General features: G+C 73.6%; 14 protein-coding genes. 9 read left to right on the plus strand and 5 right to left on the minus strand.

Annotated elements, in window-relative coordinates; all coding sequences use genetic code 11:
• Nucleotides 1-1,092: a winged helix DNA-binding domain-containing protein gene (locus tag FHU28_RS19030; protein WP_184685898.1), complete on the plus strand. Its 1,092-nt coding sequence runs from the start codon at nucleotides 1-3 to the stop codon at nucleotides 1,090-1,092.
• Between the two features lie 8 nt (nucleotides 1,093-1,100).
• Here the strand turns inward: FHU28_RS19030 and FHU28_RS19035 are convergent, their stop codons facing one another.
• Entirely contained in the window at nucleotides 1,101-2,309 is a 1,209-nt protein-coding gene (locus tag FHU28_RS19035; protein WP_184685899.1) for a MalY/PatB family protein, read from the minus strand.
• Between the two features lie 34 nt (nucleotides 2,310-2,343).
• On the opposite strand from FHU28_RS19035, the gene FHU28_RS19040 reads away from it, so the two are divergent.
• Nucleotides 2,344-2,898, plus strand: coding sequence for a GNAT family N-acetyltransferase (locus FHU28_RS19040; RefSeq protein ID WP_184685900.1), 555 nt, complete (start codon nucleotides 2,344-2,346; stop codon nucleotides 2,896-2,898).
• Between the two features lie 9 nt (nucleotides 2,899-2,907).
• On the opposite strand, the gene FHU28_RS19045 is transcribed toward FHU28_RS19040, so the two are convergent.
• Nucleotides 2,908-3,732, minus strand: a complete 825-nt coding sequence (locus tag FHU28_RS19045) for an MOSC domain-containing protein (RefSeq protein ID WP_184685901.1) — start codon at nucleotides 3,730-3,732, stop codon at nucleotides 2,908-2,910.
• Between the two features lie 7 nt (nucleotides 3,733-3,739).
• Entirely contained in the window at nucleotides 3,740-5,368 is a 1,629-nt protein-coding gene (locus FHU28_RS19050) for an acyl-CoA dehydrogenase family protein (RefSeq protein ID WP_184685902.1), read from the minus strand.
• 177 nt (nucleotides 5,369-5,545) lie between these two features.
• On the opposite strand from FHU28_RS19050, the gene FHU28_RS19055 reads away from it, so the two are divergent.
• From FHU28_RS19055 to FHU28_RS19080, 6 genes are read left to right on the plus strand one after another with little or no spacing between them, the layout of a single operon-like run.
• Nucleotides 5,546-7,084 (plus strand): ABC transporter substrate-binding protein, encoded by a 1,539-nt coding sequence (locus FHU28_RS19055; protein ID WP_184685903.1) that lies wholly within the window; start codon nucleotides 5,546-5,548, stop codon nucleotides 7,082-7,084.
• Nucleotides 7,084-8,028 (plus strand): ABC transporter permease, encoded by a 945-nt coding sequence (locus tag FHU28_RS19060; protein WP_184685904.1) that lies wholly within the window; start codon nucleotides 7,084-7,086, stop codon nucleotides 8,026-8,028. Before FHU28_RS19055 ends, FHU28_RS19060 begins: the two co-directional genes overlap by 1 nt.
• Nucleotides 8,025-8,906, plus strand: coding sequence for an ABC transporter permease (locus tag FHU28_RS19065; RefSeq protein ID WP_116505649.1), 882 nt, complete (start codon nucleotides 8,025-8,027; stop codon nucleotides 8,904-8,906). The genes FHU28_RS19060 and FHU28_RS19065 overlap by 4 nt, the downstream gene beginning before the upstream one ends.
• Nucleotides 8,903-9,925 carry an ABC transporter ATP-binding protein gene (locus FHU28_RS19070; protein WP_184685905.1) on the plus strand — a complete coding sequence of 341 codons (1,023 nt, stop codon included), beginning with the start codon at nucleotides 8,903-8,905 and terminating at the stop codon, nucleotides 9,923-9,925. The genes FHU28_RS19065 and FHU28_RS19070 overlap by 4 nt, the downstream gene beginning before the upstream one ends.
• A complete protein-coding gene (locus FHU28_RS19075) occupies nucleotides 9,922-10,959 on the plus strand; it encodes an ABC transporter ATP-binding protein (protein WP_184685906.1) in 1,038 nt (345 codons plus the stop codon). Before FHU28_RS19070 ends, FHU28_RS19075 begins: the two co-directional genes overlap by 4 nt.
• A gap of 11 nt (nucleotides 10,960-10,970) precedes the next feature.
• Complete coding sequence (locus FHU28_RS19080; protein WP_184685907.1) at nucleotides 10,971-12,758, plus strand: gamma-glutamyltransferase family protein; 1,788 nt, start codon at nucleotides 10,971-10,973, stop codon at nucleotides 12,756-12,758.
• Between the two features lie 127 nt (nucleotides 12,759-12,885).
• Here FHU28_RS19080 and sthA read toward each other — a convergent pair whose 3' ends face one another.
• Nucleotides 12,886-14,289 (minus strand): Si-specific NAD(P)(+) transhydrogenase, encoded by a 1,404-nt coding sequence (sthA, locus tag FHU28_RS19085; protein WP_184685908.1) that lies wholly within the window; start codon nucleotides 14,287-14,289, stop codon nucleotides 12,886-12,888.
• An 81-nt stretch (nucleotides 14,290-14,370) separates the two neighbouring features.
• Entirely contained in the window at nucleotides 14,371-15,732 is a 1,362-nt protein-coding gene (locus FHU28_RS19090) for a glycosyl hydrolase family 18 protein (RefSeq protein ID WP_184685909.1), read from the minus strand.
• 144 nt (nucleotides 15,733-15,876) lie between these two features.
• On the opposite strand from FHU28_RS19090, the gene FHU28_RS19095 reads away from it, so the two are divergent.
• Nucleotides 15,877-17,121: an ROK family transcriptional regulator gene (locus FHU28_RS19095; protein ID WP_184685910.1), complete on the plus strand. Its 1,245-nt coding sequence runs from the start codon at nucleotides 15,877-15,879 to the stop codon at nucleotides 17,119-17,121.
• The last annotated feature ends 24 nt before the right edge of the window (nucleotides 17,122-17,145 follow it).

Consider the following 17,145-nt stretch of genomic DNA (forward strand, 5'->3'; position numbering starts at 1 on the left):
GTGACAGTGCTCGACCAGCGCGCGCTCAACCGGGCGACGCTCGCCCGGCAGATGCTGCTCGACCGCGCCGACCTGCCGGTGGCCGACGCGGTGGCGCACCTGTGCGGGTTGCAGGCCCAGGAGCCGCAGGAGCCGTACGTCGGGCTCTGGTCGCGGCTGCGGGCCTTCGACCCGGCGGTCCTGTCGGACCTGCTGGTGCGCCGCCGCCTGGTGCGTACCCACCTGATGCGGCGCACCGTGCACCTGCTCGCGGCCGACGACGTGCTGGCCTGGCGGACCCGGCACGACGCGATGCTGCGCCAGCGGGTGCTGGGCGTCTACCGCGGCGAGTTCGACGGGGTCGACCTCGACGAACTCGCCGCGGCGGCGCGGGAGGTCCTGGCCGACGGCGAGCCCCGCACCAACGCGGAGATCGTGTCGGTGCTCGCCGCCCGCTGGCCGGACCCGGACCGACGGGCGCTCGGCGAGATCGTGCTCGCGCTGGTTCCGACCGTGCAGGCCCCGCCGCGCGGACTGTGGCGGACCACGGCCGGCGTCCGTACCGTCGCGCTGGCCCGGTGGCTGGGCAGCGACGCCGACCCGGCCGGGCCGGACGGCGACGACCCGCCCGGGCGGGCGCTGGTGCGGCGCTACCTGGCCGCGTTCGGCCCCGCCGCGTCGGCGGACCTGCGCGCCTGGTGCGGGCTCGCCGGGCTGCCCGCGGCGGTCGCCGCGGTCCGCGACGAGCTGGTGGCCTTCCGGGACGCGCGGGGGCGGACCCTGTTGGACCTACCGGGCGCGCCCCGGCCCGACCCGGACACGCCCGCGCCGATACGGTTCCTGCCCGCCTTCGACAACGCCGTGCTCGGCTACCACGACCGCAGCCGGATCATCGACGACGCCCACCGCAACCTCTCCGTGGCCGGGGCCCGGTTCGTGCTCGTCGACGGCCGGGTCGCCGCCACCTGGACGGTCGATGAGGGCGTCGTGGTGGTCACGCCGCTGCGCGCGTTCACCCGCGCCGAGCGCACGGCCGCCGCCGAGGAGGGCGCCGCGCTGGCGTCGTTCCTGTCCGAGGGGGAGAACCATCGGGTACGCGTCGCCGCTGGCTGAGCCGCACGTCAGGCGCGTACCGCGCGGCCCATCCGGGTGACCGCCTCGGTGAGCACGGCGGGGGAGGTGGCGAAGTTGAGCCGCACGAACCCGGCGCCGCCGGAGCCGAAGACGTGCCCGGAACTGAGCGCCACCCGGGCCCGGTCGAGGAACATCCGCGCCGGACCGGCCAGGTCGCTCGCCACCCCCGGTCCGTCGCCCGCCTCCGTGGGCACGCCGAGGTCGCGGCAGTCCAGCCAGGCCAGGTACGTGCCCTCGGGCGGCCGCCACGACACCGTGGGCAGGTGCTCGGCCAGCAGCGACCCGAGCAGCGCCCGGTTGGCGTCCAGGCCGTCGAGCAGCCGGTCCAGCCACGGCCCGCCGGCCCGGAACGCGGCGGTGTGCGCGAGCACCCCGAGGTGACTGGGACCGTGGCTGACCTCCTCCGGCATCCGGGCCAGGTCGTCCGCCGCGTCCGGCCCGGCGACCGCCAGCGCCGCCTTGAGCCCGGCCAGGTTCCACGCCTTGGACGCCGACACCAGCGCGAACGCGTTCTCCGCGCCCGGCACCGTCAGGTACGGGGTGAACCGCGCGCCGGGCAGCGCCAGCGGCGAGTGGATCTCGTCGGCCACCACCCGTACGCCGTGCCGGGCGGCCAGCGCGGCGACTGTGGCCAGCTCGTCGGGCCGGTGCACCACACCGGTCGGGTTGTGCGGGTTGCAGAGCAGGAACGCCGGCCGGTCGCCGATCGCGCGGGCACGCCGGAACGCCTCCTCCAGCGCGGCCGGGTCGACCCGCAGGTCCGCCCCGAGCGGCGCCTCGAGGACCTGCCGCCCGGCGTTGGTGACGAACGCGTAGAACGGCGGGTAGACCGGGGGAGTGACCACCACCGCGTCACCAGGGCCGGTGACCAGGCGCAGCACCTCGACAGTGCCCATCATGACGTCTGGCACGAGCGTGGTGCGGCCGACCGGGAAGTCGGCCCAGCCCCAGCGCCGCGCGGCGAAGCCGCCGACCGCCTCGGCGTACGCGGTGCCGTACGAGTAGCCGGTGTCGCCCAGCTCGACCGCCCGGCGCAGCGCCTCGGCGACCGGCGGCGCCAGCGGCACGTCCTGCTCGGCGACCCACAGCGGCAGCACGTCCGGCGGGTACAGCCGCCACTTCACGCTGGTGCGCCGCCGGAGCTGGTCGAGCGTGAGCTGGGTGAGCGGGTTGCCGTCGTCGGCGGAAACGACCATGCGGTCCACCCTAGGCGCGGCCTACCATCGCCCGATGGCCCACCCGGCGTACCCGCTGCGCACACCCCGGCTGCTGCTGCGCCCGGTCACGCTCGACGACCTCGACGACGTGTACGCCTGGCAGCGCCGCCCGGACGTGGTCCGCTGGATGCTCGGAGCCTGGCCGCGTACCCGGGAGGAGTCGCGGTTGTCGGTCGCGGCGATGGCGGCGGAGGACGCGCTGCGCGCGGAGGGCGACTGCCTGACGCTCGCCGTGGTCAGCGACGCGCGGGTCATCGGCGCTGTCGAGCTGGTCTGGCGCAGCGCGGCGGACCGCACCGCCGAGCTGGGGTACGTCTTCCACCCCGATCACGGCGGCCGAGGGCTGGCCACGGAGGCGGCCGGCGCGCTCCTGGACTGGGGTTTCGGCGAGTTCGGGCTGCACCGGGTGATGGCCCGCTGCCACGCTGACAACGAGCCCTCGGCGCGCCTGATGGCCCGGCTCGGAATGCGTCGGGAGGCGCGGCACGTGCGCAGCTACCTGTTCCGCGGCGAGTGGGCCGACCAGCTCGTCTACGCGATCCTGGCCGACGAGTGGCGTCGCCGCTGAGCCGCCGGATCAGGAGACGGCGACCGGGTCGCCGACGCGGATCTCGCCGGTGGTCACCGGGACCAGCCGGATGCCGAACCAGGTCTTGCCGTCGTGGCGCCGGTGCCGGGCCAGCGTGCGGATCGGCTCGTTCCCGCTGGCGAGCGTCTCCGGGTCGATGAGCGTCACCGAGCAGCGGTCGCAGCGCTCGGAGACCCGGAAGTCGACGGCGCCGATCCGCACATGCGTCCAACCGTCCTCGGCGAACGGCTCGAACGGCCCGTCGAGCACCACCGTCGGCCGGAACCGGGCCATCGCCAGCGGCTCCGGGGCCGGCTCGCCGCGCTCCAGCGCGCCCTCGACGATCCAGTCCCGCAGCCGCCGCAGCGACGGCGCCGTGGTGAGCAGCAGCGGCCCGGCGTCGGAGAGGTTCAGCGGATCACCGGGCCCACCGCCGTGCTCGGCCGACATCGGCCGGCGGCGCGGATCGTCCAGCCAGGCCAGCCGTACGGGCCGGCCCAGCCGCGCGGAGAGCCAGTCGTGCGCCTCGTCGGCGGCGAGGCGGACCGTGTCCAGCCGGGACACGTCGGTGGCGACCGGCGGCCCGTCGACCGGTTCGGTGACTGTCAGCGACGACCCGTCGCGGGCGGTGAGCGCGATCGATCCAGGACCGAGGGCGGCGGTCAGGCCGAGCAGCGCCGGCAGGGCGGTCGAGCCCAGTTTGCCGCCGTCGGGGCGCAGCACCAGCCAGCGGCGGTCGTGACGCAACCCCCACGGCTCCACCTCGGCCCGGTCGACATCGACGCCGCCGAGGGACTTGACCGGACGCAGGTGGATCGAGGCCAGACGCGTCATCGCCCGCTCAGCCGATCTTCGGGGTGGCGCGGTCGATGATCGCTGCGAGGTCCAGTCCGCCCGGCAGCGTCCCGTACGCCTGGCCGTGGTCGCCGCCGAGCCGGGACGCGCAGAACGCGTCAGCGACCGCCGGGTGGCCGTGGCGCACCAGCAGCGCGCCCTGCAGCACCAGCGCCAGCCGCTCCACCACCCGCCGGGCGCGCAGCTCCAGGTCCGTGTGGTCGGCCAGTTCGTCGCGCACCCGGCGTACGGCGGCGTCCAGGCGCGCGTCCGCGCCGGCCGCGGCGGCCACCTCCGCCTCGTACGCGGCGAGCACCTGCGGCTCCCGGGTGAGCGCGCGCAGCACGTCCAGCGCGGCGACGTTGCCGGAGCCCTCCCAGATCGAGTTCAGCGGCGACTCGCGGAACAGCCGCGGCATGCCGGACTCCTCCACGTAACCGTTGCCGCCCAGGCACTCCAGCGCCTCGGCGGCATGCCCCGGCCAGCGCTTGCACACCCAGTACTTGCCGACGGCCAGGGCGAGGCGCTTGAACGCGGTCTCGCCGTCATCGCCGCGCGCCGACCGGTCCGTCGCGCCGGCCAGCCGGATCATCAGCAGGGTGGCGGCCTCGGACTCCACGGCCAGGTCGGCCAGCACGTTGCGCATCAGCGGCTGGTCGACCAGGTAGCTGCCGAACGCCCGCCGATGGGTGGCGTGGTGCACGGCTGTGGTCACGCCGTGACGCATCCCGGCCGCCGCGCCGATCACGCAGTCGAGCCGGGTCAGGTTGACCATGTCGATGATGGTGCGCACGCCCCGGCCCTCGTCGCCGACGCGCCACGCCGCCGCGTGCTCGTACTCGACCTCGGCGGAGGCGTTGGAGCGGTTGCCGAGCTTGTCCTTGAGCCGCATCAGCCGCATCGGGTTGCGCTCGCCGTCGGGCAGCACGCGGGGGACCAGGAAGCAGGTGAGGCCGCCGGGCGCCTGGGCGAGCGTGAGGAACAGGTCGCACATCGGCGCCGAGGTGAACCACTTGTGCCCGACGAGCCGGTAGCTGCCGTCCGGCTCGGGCCGGGCCGTGGTGGTGTTGGCGCGTACGTCCGAGCCGCCCTGCTTCTCGGTCATCGACATGCCGGCGAGCAGGCCGCGCTTGGTCTGCGGCGGGCGCAGCCCGAAGTCGTACTCCCGGGTGGTGAGCAGCGGCTCGTAGCGGGCGGCCAGGTCCGGGCTGTGCCGCAGCGCGGGCACCGCCGCGTACGTCATGGAGATGGGGCAGCCGTGCCCGGCGTCGGGCCGCCACAGGTAGAAGCCGGCGGCCCGGGCCACGTGCGCGCCCGGCCGGTCGTCGGCCCACGGCGCGGCGTGCAGGCCGTGCCCGACCGCGGTACGCATCAGCTCGTGCCAGGACGGGTGGAACTCCACCTCGTCGATCCGGTTGCCGTACCGGTCGTGGGTGCGCAGCGCGGGCGGGTGCTCGTTGGCGAGCCGCCCGTGTTCGGCGGCCTCCTCACCACCGGCGAGCCGGCCCAGCTCGTGCAGCCCGGGCAGCGCCCAGCCGGCGCTCTCCCGGGCCACGCCGTCGCGCAGCGCGGGGTCGTCGGCGGTGTCGTGGCCGACCATCGGGGGGACCTGGTTGACGACCTCGTGTGTGGTCACGGCGGCAACTCCCAGCGCGGTGGCGGATCAGGTCGGGGCCCGGATTGAACCATCGTTCACTCCGCACCGGCAACACCCGTCGACCTGTCAGTTTGGCTGGATTCGTTTGACATCATCCAGCTCGGAGATAAGACTCGCCGAAACTTTCTTTTGTCCGGGAAGTGGCAAGGGGGGCCTGTGTCCAGGAACAAGCTCGGCGCGTTCGGCGCCGCACTCATCCTCACCATCGGCGTCCTGTCCGGATGCACCGGCGGCGAGGCGGTCGACGTCGGCGGCGGGGGGAACGCCGGTGGCGCCGGCGGAGTCCTCAACGCGGCGATCGGCGGCGAACCCGACCAGCTCGACCCGCACAAGACTTCTGCCTACTACAGCTTCCAGGTGCTGGAGAACGTCTACGACACGCTCGTCGAGCCGGACGCCGACCTGAAGATGGTGCCCTCGCTGGCGACGAAGTGGACCACCAGTGACGACCAGCTGACCTGGACGTTCACCCTGCGCGAGGGCGTGAAGTTCTCCGACGGGTCGCCGCTGACCTCCGAGGACGTCGTCTACTCCTTCGAGCGGATCATCAAGGAGAAGCTGAACAACGCGTACAAGTTCGCCACCGTCAAGTCCGTCACCGGGCCCGACCCGGCGACGGTGGTGGTGACGCTGAGCGCGCCGACGCCGAACCTGCTGGCGAACCTCGGCGGGTTCAAGGGCGTGGCGATCGTGGAGAAGTCCAACGTGGAGTCCGGCAAGGTGAAGACCGCGCCGGTGGGCAGCGGCCCGTTCACGGTGGCCGGCTACACCTCCGGCGACAGCATCAAGCTGGTGCGCAACGACGCCTACTGGGGTGAGAAGCCGAAGCTCGACGGCGTCACGTTCACCTTCGTCAAGGACCCCACCGTGGCGCTGCAGAACCTGCGCAGCGGCCAGGTGCAGTGGACCGACAACCTGCCGCCGCAGCAGGTGAAGTCGCTGCAGGACGGCGACGACCCGGTGGTGAAGTCGGCGGCCTCCACCGACTACTGGTACGTGGCGCTCAACGAGGCCCGCAAGCCGTTCGACAACCCCGAGGTGCGGCGCGCGATCGGGTACGCGCTGGACCGGGAGGCGATCACCAAGGCGGCGAAGTTCGGCCTGGCCACTGTCAACCAGACCGCCATCCCCAAGGACAGCGCGTTCTACTACGACTACGCGCCCTACAGCCACGACCCGGGCAAGGCCAAGCAGATGCTCGGCCAGGCCGGCGTCGGCAACCTGACCATGGATCTGATGGTCACCAGCGAGTACCCGGAGACGGTGAGCGCCGCCCAGGTCATCGCCGCCCAGCTCAAGGACGTCGGCATCACCGTGAAGATCCGTACGCTGGACTTCGCCCAGTGGCTCGACGAGCAGGCCAAGGGCAACTTCGACGGGTTCATGCTGGGCTGGCTCGGCAACATCGACCCGGACGAGTTCTACTACGCCCAGCACCACAGCGGCGGCACGTTCAACTTCCACAAGTACAAGAACCCGGCGGTGGACAAGCTGCTGGACGACGCGCGCACCCAGACCGACCAGGGCGCCCGCAAGCAGGCGTACGAGCAGGCCGCGAAGCAGATCGTGGACGACGCCAGCTACCTCTACCTCTACAACCCGGACGTGGTGCAGGGCTGGTCGAAGAAGGTCTCCGGCTACGAGGTGCGCACCGACCGGGCGATCCGGTTCCGGTCGGTCGCCCTGGCCAAGTGATGGCCCGCTTCGTCCTGCGGCGGGCACTCCAGTCGGCGGTCGTGCTCATCGGCGTGACCCTTGTGGTGTTCCTGCTGCTGCAACTCGTGCCGGGCGATCCGGTCCGGGTGGCGCTCGGCACGCGGTTCGACCAGCAGACGTACGACGCGCTGCGGGAACGCGCCGGCCTCGACCAGCCGCTACCGGTGCAGTACGCCAGCTACCTCGGGCACGCGCTCACCGGTGACCTGGGGGTCAGCTTCCGCACCGGCCAGCCGGTGAGCCAGATCGTGCTGGAACGGCTGCCCGCCACGCTGTCGCTCGCCGTCACCGCGGTGCTGTTCGCACTGCTCGTCGCGTTCCCGCTGGGCATCGTCGCGGCGGTACGCAGCGGGTCCGCCGTCGACCACGCCGCCCGCGTGTTCAGCCAGTTCGGCGTCTCGGTGCCGGACTTCTGGATGGGCATCATGGGCATCCTGCTGTTCGCCGGGGTGCTGGGCTGGCTGCCACCCTCGGGCTACGTGGCGCTGACCGAGGACCCCGGCCGGTGGGCCACCCACGTGGCGCTGCCGGCGGTCACCGTCGGCCTGGTCACCGCCTCCATCCTCACCCGGTTCATCCGCTCCTCCGTGCTGGAGGTGCTCTCCGCCGACTACGTACGCACCGCGGAGGCGAAGGGGCTGCGCAACCGGGTGGTGATCGTGCGGCACGTGCTGCGCAACGCGCTGATCCCGGTGGTGACGGTGGTCGCCGTGCAACTGGCGTCCCTGCTCGGCGGCGTCATCGTCATCGAGGTGCTGTTCGCGTGGCCCGGCATCGGCCGGCTCACCTTCGACGCCGTGCAGGCCCGCGACTATCCCGTCCTGCAGGGCGCGGTGCTGCTCGTCGCCGCCCTGTTCCTGCTGGTCAACCTGCTGGTGGACATCCTCTATGCCCGCCTCGACCCGAGGATCACGGTCAAGTGAGCGCCACGACCGAGAGCACCGGACGCCGCGTCCTGGACGCGCTGCGCCGCGACCCGCTCGCCGTCGGCGGCACGATCGTGCTCGTGCTGCTGGTCGTGGTGGGTGTGGCCGGCCCGTGGCTGGCCCCGGCCGGCGTCAACGACGTCGACGTGGACCAGATGCTGCGCCCGCCCAGCGGCGCGCACCCGTTCGGCACCGACGAGTTGGGCCGCGACGTGCTCAGCCGGGTGCTCGTCGCCGCCCGCGTGTCACTGCAGGTCGGCGCGGTCAGCGTCGGCATCGCGCTGGTCGCCGGGGTGACGCTCGGACTGTTCGCCGGCTACTACCGGGGCTGGCTGGACAGCGTGCTCATGCGCTGCATGGACGTGCTGTTCGCGTTCCCGGTGCTGCTGCTGGCGGTGGCCATCGTGGCGGTGCTCGGCCCCGGCCTGCTCACCGCCATGGTCGCCATCGGCGTGGTCTACACGCCCATCTTCGCCCGGATCACCCGCGCCGGCGTGCTGTCGGTACGAGAGCAGGTGTTCGTCCGGGCCGCCGTCTCCATCGGCGCGTCCGACGTGCGCATCATGCGCCGGCACGTGCTGCCGAACATCGCGGCGCCGCTGATCGTGCAGACGTCGCTGTCGCTGGCTTTCGCGATCCTCTCCGAGGCGGCGTTGTCCTTCCTCGGCCTGGGCATCCAGCCGCCCGCGCCGGCCTGGGGCCGGATGCTGTTCGACGGGCGCGGGTTCGTCACCGACGCCTGGTGGCTGGGCGTGTTCCCGGGCGCGGCGATCTTCCTCACCGTGCTGGCGTTCAACCTGGTCGGCGACGCGTTGCGGGACGTGCTCGACCCGCGCCAGCTCACCCTCGCCGAGGCCCGCCGGAGCACCCCATGAGCGAGCGCACCGAACGCATGCCGAGCCAGCGCCAGCGGCCGAGGACCGACTCTTCGGTGCTGTCCGTGGACGACCTCACCGTTACAGTCGGCACCCGCCGTGGCCCGGCCCGCGCCGTGGCCGGGGTGTCCTGGCAGGTACGGCAGGGGGAGACGTTCGCGCTGGTCGGCGAGTCCGGCAGCGGCAAGAGCATGACCCTGCTCGCGGCCACCGGCCTGGCCCCGCGCGCCGCGACCGTCACCGGCCGGGTGCGGCTGCTCGACAACGAGCTGACCGCGCTGCCCGACGACCGCCGCCGCAAGCTGCGCGGCCGGCACGTCGGGTTCGTCTTCCAGGATCCGATGACCTCGCTCAACCCGGTGCTGCCGGTGGGCCGGCAGGTCACCGAGGGGGCCGAGGAACACCTCGGGCTGACCCGCCGCGCCGCCCGCGACCGGGCCGTGGAACTGCTGGAGCTGGTCGGCATCCCGTCGGCCGCGCAGCGCGTCGACGCGTACCCGCACCAGTTCTCCGGCGGCATGCGCCAGCGCGTCGCCATCGCCATGGCGCTGGCGTGCGAGCCGGACCTGCTGATCGCCGACGAGCCGACCACCGCGCTGGACGTCACCACCCAGGCGCAGATCATCGAGCTGGTCGCCGACCTGCAGACGCGCCTGGGCACCGCTGTCGTCTGGGTCACCCACGACCTGGGTGTGGTCGCCGGCATCGCCGACACGGTCGCTGTCATGTACGGGGGACGCATCGTCGAGCAGGGCCCGGTGGACGCGGTGTTCGACACGCCCACGCACCCGTACACCCGGGCGCTGTTGGCGGCCCGGCCCGACCCGTCCCGGCGCGGCGAGGACCTGGTCGCCATCCCCGGCGCGCCGCCGAGCCCGCTGGACCTGCCGCCCGGCTGCGCGTTCTGGCCGCGCTGCCCGGTACGCGCCGACCCCCGCTGCGAGCACGAGCTGCCGCCGCTGACGCCGGTCGGCGACGGGCACACGGTCCGTACCTTCTACCGTGGAGAGACCGGATGAGCGACGACACCCCGGACGTGGTCGCCGAGCTGGACGACCTCGCGGTGCACTTCCCGACCCCGGCCGGAACGGTCCGCGCCGTCGACGGCGTCTCCCTGGCCGTACGCCGGGGCGAGACGCTCGGGCTGGTCGGCGAGTCGGGCAGCGGCAAGTCCACTGCCGGGCTGGCGCTGCTGCGGCTGGTCGACCCGAGCGCCGGGCGGGTCCGGGTGGCTGGAGCGGACGTCACCCGCTGGTCCCGCCGCCGCCTGCGCGCGACGCGCCGCCACGTGGCGATGGTCTTCCAGGACCCGCAGGCGTCGCTGGACCCGCGCCGCACGGTCGGCGACAGCATCGCCGAACCCCTTGTCGTGCACCGGCTCGCCGCGTCCGGCACCGCCCGCCGGAAGCGGGTGGCCGAACTGCTGGACCTGGTCGGCCTGCGCGCCGACACCGCCGGCCGGCATCCGCACGAGCTGTCCGGCGGCCAGCGCCAGCGGGTCGGCGTGGCCCGGGCGCTGGCCGGCGAACCGGACCTGATCGTGCTGGACGAGCCGATCGCCTCGCTCGACCTGAGCGTCCAGGCGCAGATCATGAACCTGCTGCGGCGCCTGCAACGCGACCTCGGGCTGACCTACCTGTTCATCGCGCACGACCTGGCCGCCGTCGAGCACATGAGCGACCGGATCGCGGTGATGTACCTGGGCCGCATCGTGGAGACCGGCCCACCGGAGCGGATCTACCGGCGCCCGGCGCACCCCTACACCGCGGCGCTGCTGTCGGCGGTGCCGGTGGCCGACCCCCGGGTCGAACGGCAGCGCCGCCGCATCGTGCTCACCGGTGACATCCCCAGCCCGGTGGACCCGCCGAGCGGTTGCCGCTTCCGTACCCGGTGCCCGCAGGCCCGCCCCGCGTGCGCCGAGACCGACCCGGCGCTGGCCGTGGTGGGTCCGGGCCACGAGGCCGCATGCCTGTTCCCGCTCGACGGCGAGCGCGACGGCGGCGGTGTGGAGGGCAGCGCGACGGACCGCGCCGACGTCGCCGGTACGGCGTAGGGTCACCGCCGATGACGTTCACCACCCGGCCGACGCTGCGCGGCACGTTCGGCATGGCCTCCTCCACGCACTGGCTGGCCAGCCAATCCGCGATGGGCGTGCTGGAGCGGGGCGGCAACGCGTTCGACGCCGCTGTCGCCGCCGGGTTCGTGCTGCACGTCGTGGAGCCGCACCTCAACGGCCCGGCCGGCGAGGTGCCGGCGATCCTGGCCACCGCGACCGACCCGACGCCGCGGGTGCTCTGCGGGCAGGGCCCGGCCCCGGCCGCCGCCACCGTCGCGCACTTCCGGTCGCTGGGCCTGGACCTGGTGCCCGGCGCCGGCCCGCTCGCCGCAGTGGTGCCCGGCGCTGTCGACGCGTGGCTGCTGCTGTTGCGCGACCACGGCACCCGCACGCTGGCCGAGGTGCTGGAACCGGCGATCGGCTACGCCGCCGCCGGTCACCCGCTGGTCGGCGCGGCCGGGCAGACAGTGGCGCGGGTCCGGTCGCTGTTCACCGACCACTGGCCGACGTCCGCGCGGATCTGGCTGCGTCACGGCCGTCCGCCCGCGCCGGGGGAGATGGTCACCAACCCGGCGTACGCGGACACGCTGCGCCGCCTCGTCGACGCCGGACGGGCCGCCGGTACGGACCGGGTGGCGCAGATCGAGGCGGCCCGGCGCGCCTGGCGGGAGGGTTTCGTCGCCGAGGCGATCGACGCGTTCAGCCGGCTGCCGTTCCGCGACTCCAGCGGGTGCGCCCACGCCGGGCTGGTCACCGGCGACGACCTGGCCGGGTTCTCGGCCACCTGGGAGGCGCCGGTCACGCTGGACTGGCACGGGCACACGGTCGCCAAGACCGGCTTCTGGGGTCAGGGCCCGGTGCTGCTGCAGACCCTGGCCGTCCTGGAGGCGCTCGACGACCCGGCGGTCTACGACCCGTCCGGCCTGGACGGCATCCACGCGCAGGCCGAGGCGCTGAAGCTCGCCTTCGCCGACCGGGAGGCGTGGTACGGCGACACCGACGTGCCGGGTTCCGCGCTGCTGTCGGCCGACTACGCCCGTTCGCGGGCCGCGTTGGTCGGCGACCGCGCGTCGGCCGAGTTGCGTCCCGGCAGCCCGGCGGGTGAGCCGCCCCGGCTCCCGTCCCACCTGCGCGCCGACGCGGGCGGCCGGGCCGTCCCGCAGGACCCGAGCACCGGCGAACCCACGGTACGGGCCGACGGCGTGACCCGCGGCGACACCTGCCACGTCGACGTGGTGGACCGGTGGGGCAACATCATCTCCGCCACGCCGAGCGGCGGCTGGCTGCAGAGCTCACCTGCCATCCCGGAGCTGGGCTTCCCGCTGGGCAGCCGGTTGCAGATGTGCTGGCTGGAGGAAGGGCTCGCCTCGACGCTGCGGCCGGGCCGGCGCCCGCGTACCACGCTCAGCCCGACGCTGGTGCTGCGTGACGGCGAGCCGGTGATGGCCTGCGGCACGCCGGGCGGCGACCAGCAGGACCAGTGGCAGCTGCTGTTCCTGCTGCGGCACCTGGCCGGCGGGCAGGAGTTGCAGGAGGCGATCGACGCCCCCACCTGGCACACGACGAGCTTCCCGGCGTCTTTCTATCCGCGCGAGGTCGAGCCCGGCGTGCTGGTGCTGGAGGACCGTGTCGACGGCGACGTGCTGTCCGGCCTGCGCGCCCGCGGCCACACCGTCCGCCTGTCCGACCCGTGGAGCCTGGGCCGCATGTGCGCGGTGGCACGCGACCCGCGCACCGGAGTCCTCTCCGCGGCGGCAAACCCCCGAGGCGCCCAGGGCTACGCCACAGGCCGCTGACCCTCCCGCGCCCTCACTTCCTCGTTGATCTTGCACTTGCGGCCCGGGTACAGCGGTCATAACGGGCGTTCGCGGGGCAGCAAGTGCAAGATCAACGAGGCGAGGGCGAGGGCGGGGTGGCCGGGGGTCAGTCGTTGATTCGGGTTATGTTGCGGATCTTGTTGGCGGCGTCGAGGGCGGCCACCTTGTACGCCTCGGCCAGGGTGGGGTAGTTGAACACCGCGTCGAGCAGGTAGTCGACGGTGCCGCCGCAGCCCATCACCGCCTGCCCGATGTGGACGATCTCGGTGGCGCCGGTGCCGAACACGTGCACGCCGAGCAACCGACCGTCCTCGGGTGAGACGAGCAGTTTCAGCATCCCGTACGAGTCGCCGACGATCTGGCCCCGGGCCAGCTCCCGGTAGCGGGCGATGCCCACCTCGAACGGGGTGGACGCCTCGGTCAGCTCCTCCTCGGACTTCCCGACGAAGCTGATCTCCGGAATGGTGTAGATGCCGATCGGTTGCAGGTCGGACATGCCGCGGGCCGGTTCGCCGCAGGCGTGCTGGGCGGCCAGCCGGCCCTGTTCCATCGAGGTGGACGCCAGCGCCGGGAAGCCGATCACGTCGCCGACCGCGTAGATGTTGTCGACGGCGGTGCGGTAGTTGGCGTCGACGGTGATCCGGCCGCGGTGGTCGGCGGTGAGCCCGGCCGCGTCCAGCGCGAGGTCGTCGGTCTGTCCCTGCCGGCCGGCCGAGTACATCACCGTGTCCGCGACGATCTTCTTGCCGCTGCGCAGCACGCAGAGCGCGGCGCTGCGGTGCTTCTCCACGGCGGCCACCTCCTCGCCGAAGCGGAAGGTCACCGAGAGGTCCCGCAGGTGGTACTTCAGGGACTCGACGATCTCCTCGTCGCAGAAGTCGAGCATCCGCGGGCGGCGCTCGACCACTGTCACCTTGGTGCCGAGCGCGGCGAACAGGGAGGCGTACTCCATGCCGATCACCCCGGCGCCGACCACGACCATGCTGCGCGGGACGGCCTGCAGGTTGATGACGCCGTCGGAGTCCACGATGGTCCGGTCGTCGAAGTCGACGCTGTCCGGGCGGGCCGGGCGGGTGCCGGCGGCGATGACCGCCTTGTCGAAGCTGATCCGGGTCTCCCGGCCGGAGCCGGCGTCGACCCAGACGGCGTGCGGGTCGGCGAACCGCCCGGTGCCGGTGATCAGCGCGACCTTGTTGCGGGCCAGCTGGTCGCGGATGACGTCGGTCTGCCGGGTGATCACGTGCTGGGTGCGGGCGGCCAGGTCCGCGACGGTGATCTCCTCCTTGACCCGGTAGCTGCTGCCGTAGAGGTCGCGCTGGCTGAGCCCGGTCAGGTAGAGGACGGCTTCGCGCAGTGTCTTGGAGGGCACGGTGCCGGTGTTGATGCACACTCCGCCGAGCATGTCGCGGCGATCGACGATGGCGACGCGGCGGCCCAGTTTGGCCGCGGCGATCGCCGCCTTCTGTCCACTCGGTCCGGAGCCCAGCACCAGCAGGTCGTAGTCATACACGAGCGCCAGCCTGGCAGGGTCTCGCAACCCGCGCCAGCGGTGGGGCTCCGCGCCGGGGGTGGAACGCGGAGCCCCACCGGGTCAGCGGCCCTGCAGGGCCCGGACGTTGTCGCCGAACGTCCAGCCCTTCGACCCGTCCCAGTTGACCGACCAGGTCATCAGGCCCTTCAGGCGGCCCTGGTAGGGGTTCCACGCCTGCGCAACCAGCGCCGGGCTCATGTAGCCACCGCCGGCGCCGACCTGCGCGGGCAGCCCGGGGACCTGCCGGTCGAGCGGGACGCGGACGGTGGTGCCCTGGATGACCAGGCCGGCGTCGAGGCAGTTGGTCTGGGCGACGAAACCGGCCACCGTGCCGGCCGGGTACGAGTCACCGGCGCAGCCGTACATCGAGCCGTTGTAGTACTGCATGTTCAGCCACCACAACCGCCCGTTGTCGGCGTACTTCTTGATGATCGGCAGGTACGCGCCCCAGATCGAGCCGTAGGTGACGCTGCCGCCGGTGACGTACGCGGTCTCCGGCGCCATGGTGAGCCCGAAGCCGGCCGGCATCTGCGCCAGCACCCCGTCGATGATGCGGATCAGGTTGGCCTGGGAGGGGGAGAGCTGGTTGATGTTCCCGCTGCCGGTCAGGCCGGTCTCGATGTCGATGTCGATGCCGTCGAAGTTGTGCCGCTTGAGGATCGGCACGACGGTGGCGACGAACCGGTCGGCGACCGCGCTGGAGCTGAGGTCGATGCCGGCGGTGGCGCCGCCGATGGACAGCAGCACTGTCAGTCCGGCGGCCTTGGCCTGGCACACCTGCGCCGGGGTGGGCACCTTGACGCCGGCGTCCATGCCGTCCTCCCAGAGCACTGTGCCGTCGGCGCGGATGACCGGGAACGCGGCGGTGACCACGTTGTAGCCGTGCCCGGTGATCCGGGAGTCGGTGATCGGGATCCAGCCGAGGCCGGGGTGCACGCCGTTGGCGGCGCCGTCCCAGTTCTCCCAGTAGCCCTGCAGCACCTTGCCGGCCGGCCGGGACCGCAGCGCGCAGGTGTCGCCGCCCGGCGTGGTCGGGCTGGACGACACGGTCGGCGTGGGGGAGGGCGTCCGGGTGGGGGAGACGGTCGGGGACGGGGACGGCGGCCGGGTGGTGGGGCTCGGCGACGGCGTGCCGCCGGTGCAGGCGCCGAGGTCGGTCCAGAGCGCCGGTACGGCGGCCGGGTTCCAGCCCGCGCCGGCCGGCGGGGTGTGTGTGACGAGCGCCTGGTAGAGCCGGCCGGCGTAGGTGGCGCGGCTGCCGGCGGTCCAGGTGACGCCCTCGGCCCAGGCCGGCGCGTCACACGCGACGAGCGCGCCGACGGCGCCGGTCGTGGTGGCGGCGGTGGCGGGCAGGGCGGCGGCGGTGGCGGCGAGCAGTGCGACACCACCGAGCAGTGCGGTCATCCCGCGTCCGAGTCGCATGACATACCTCCTCATCGATGCGCCGGAGGCTATCAGTTAACTTTGTTAAATGTAAATGCGCAGTACGCTGTCACCGCTTGGTTCACGGCGTGAACGCGATGAACGCAGGTCGCCGTCGGCGGCCGGGAAGGGACGGCGGCGGACGTGGACGCCAGACGCACCACGGTGCGCGACATGCGCCGGGCCAACCGGTCGGTCCTGCTGACCCGGATCTGGCTGGACGGCCCGCTCAGCCGCCACGAGCTGGGCCAGTCCACAGCGCTCAGCCTGGCCAGCGTCAGCAACCTGGTCGGCGAGATGATCGCCGAGGGACTGGTCGAGGAGGCCGGCTCGGTCGAGTCCGACGGCGGCCGCCCTCGCGTGCTGCTGCGCGTCGCGCCCGGCTACGGCTACCTGGTCGGCGCCGACGTCGGTGAGACCCGCGTCCAGGTGGAGCTGTTCGACCTGAGCATGACCGCGCTGGCCAAGGCGGAGTACCCGATCACCGCGGCCGATCCCGACCCCGAGCGGGTCGCCGCTCACCTGCGGCACGGCCTCGCCGCCGTCACCGAGCAGGCGGGCGTCGACCCGGCAGCGGTCCTCGGCTTCGGCGTCGCCGTGGCCGGCACCGTCGAACGCGCCGCCGACGCCGTGGTGCACGCCCAGACGCTCGGCTGGGACGGCGTCCCGCTCGGCGCGATGCTGCGCGCCGGCACCGGCGTACCGGTGCACGTGGACAACGGCGCGAAGACGCTCGGCCAGGCCGAGATGTGGTTCGGCGCCGGCCGGGGCGTCCGGCACGCGGTGGTCGCCCTGGTCGGCTCCGGCGTCGGCGCGAGCGTGGTCGCCGACGGCGTCGGCTACCGCGGCGCGCACAGCAGCGCCGGGGAGTGGGGCCACACCACCATCGTGTACGGGGGCCGCCGCTGCCGCTGCGGCAACCTCGGCTGCCTGGAGGCGTACGTCGGCGCGGAGGCGGTGCTGGACCGGTTCCGCCAGGCCAACCGGGGCCGCCCGGCGCCGGGCGCGGACGAGGAGACCGCCTTCGGTGAGCTGCTGCGCTCCACCAGCGGCGCCGCCGCGAAGGTGATCGACGAGACGGTCGGCTACCTGGGCGCCGGGGTGGCCAACCTGGTGAACCTGTTCAACCCGGAGCGGGTGGTGCTCGGCGGCTGGGCCGGGCTGGCCCTGGGCGAGCGGCACCTGCCCGCGATCCGCGAGGCCACCGCGCGGCACGCGCTGCGCCAGCCGTACGCACAGACCTCGATCGAGCTGTGCCGGCTCGGACCGGACGCGGTGGCGATGGGCGCGGCCACCCTGCCGATGACCCGGCTGCTGCGCGACGGCGGTGTGCCCCGCGACCCGGCCGCCCGGCCGTCCCCGGCGTGGCGGCCGGGCCGCCGGCACTGACCGGCCCGGCCCTCACGCCGCGCG

The sequence above is a fragment of the Micromonospora echinospora genome, assembly GCF_014203425.1.
GTDB classification, from domain to species: Bacteria; Actinomycetota; Actinomycetes; order Mycobacteriales; family Micromonosporaceae; genus Micromonospora; species Micromonospora echinospora_A.

What these genes read in the sequence shown, in the direction of transcription:
- FHU28_RS19040 (WP_184685900.1), top strand. Translation starts at nt 2,344, where the DNA reads ATGGCCCACCCGGCGTACCCGCTGCGCACACCCCGGCTGCTGCTGCGC.
- FHU28_RS19070 (WP_184685905.1), top strand. Translation starts at nt 8,903, where the DNA reads ATGAGCGAGCGCACCGAACGCATGCCGAGCCAGCGCCAGCGGCCGAGG.
- FHU28_RS19035 (WP_184685899.1), bottom strand. Translation starts at nt 2,309, where the DNA reads ATGGTCGTTTCCGCCGACGACGGCAACCCGCTCACCCAGCTCACGCTC.
- FHU28_RS19075 (WP_184685906.1), top strand. Translation starts at nt 9,922, where the DNA reads ATGAGCGACGACACCCCGGACGTGGTCGCCGAGCTGGACGACCTCGCG.
- FHU28_RS19045 (WP_184685901.1), bottom strand. Translation starts at nt 3,732, where the DNA reads ATGACGCGTCTGGCCTCGATCCACCTGCGTCCGGTCAAGTCCCTCGGC.
- FHU28_RS19080 (WP_184685907.1), top strand. Translation starts at nt 10,971, where the DNA reads ATGACGTTCACCACCCGGCCGACGCTGCGCGGCACGTTCGGCATGGCC.
- FHU28_RS19060 (WP_184685904.1), top strand. Translation starts at nt 7,084, where the DNA reads ATGGCCCGCTTCGTCCTGCGGCGGGCACTCCAGTCGGCGGTCGTGCTC.
- FHU28_RS19090 (WP_184685909.1), bottom strand. Translation starts at nt 15,732, where the DNA reads ATGCGACTCGGACGCGGGATGACCGCACTGCTCGGTGGTGTCGCACTG.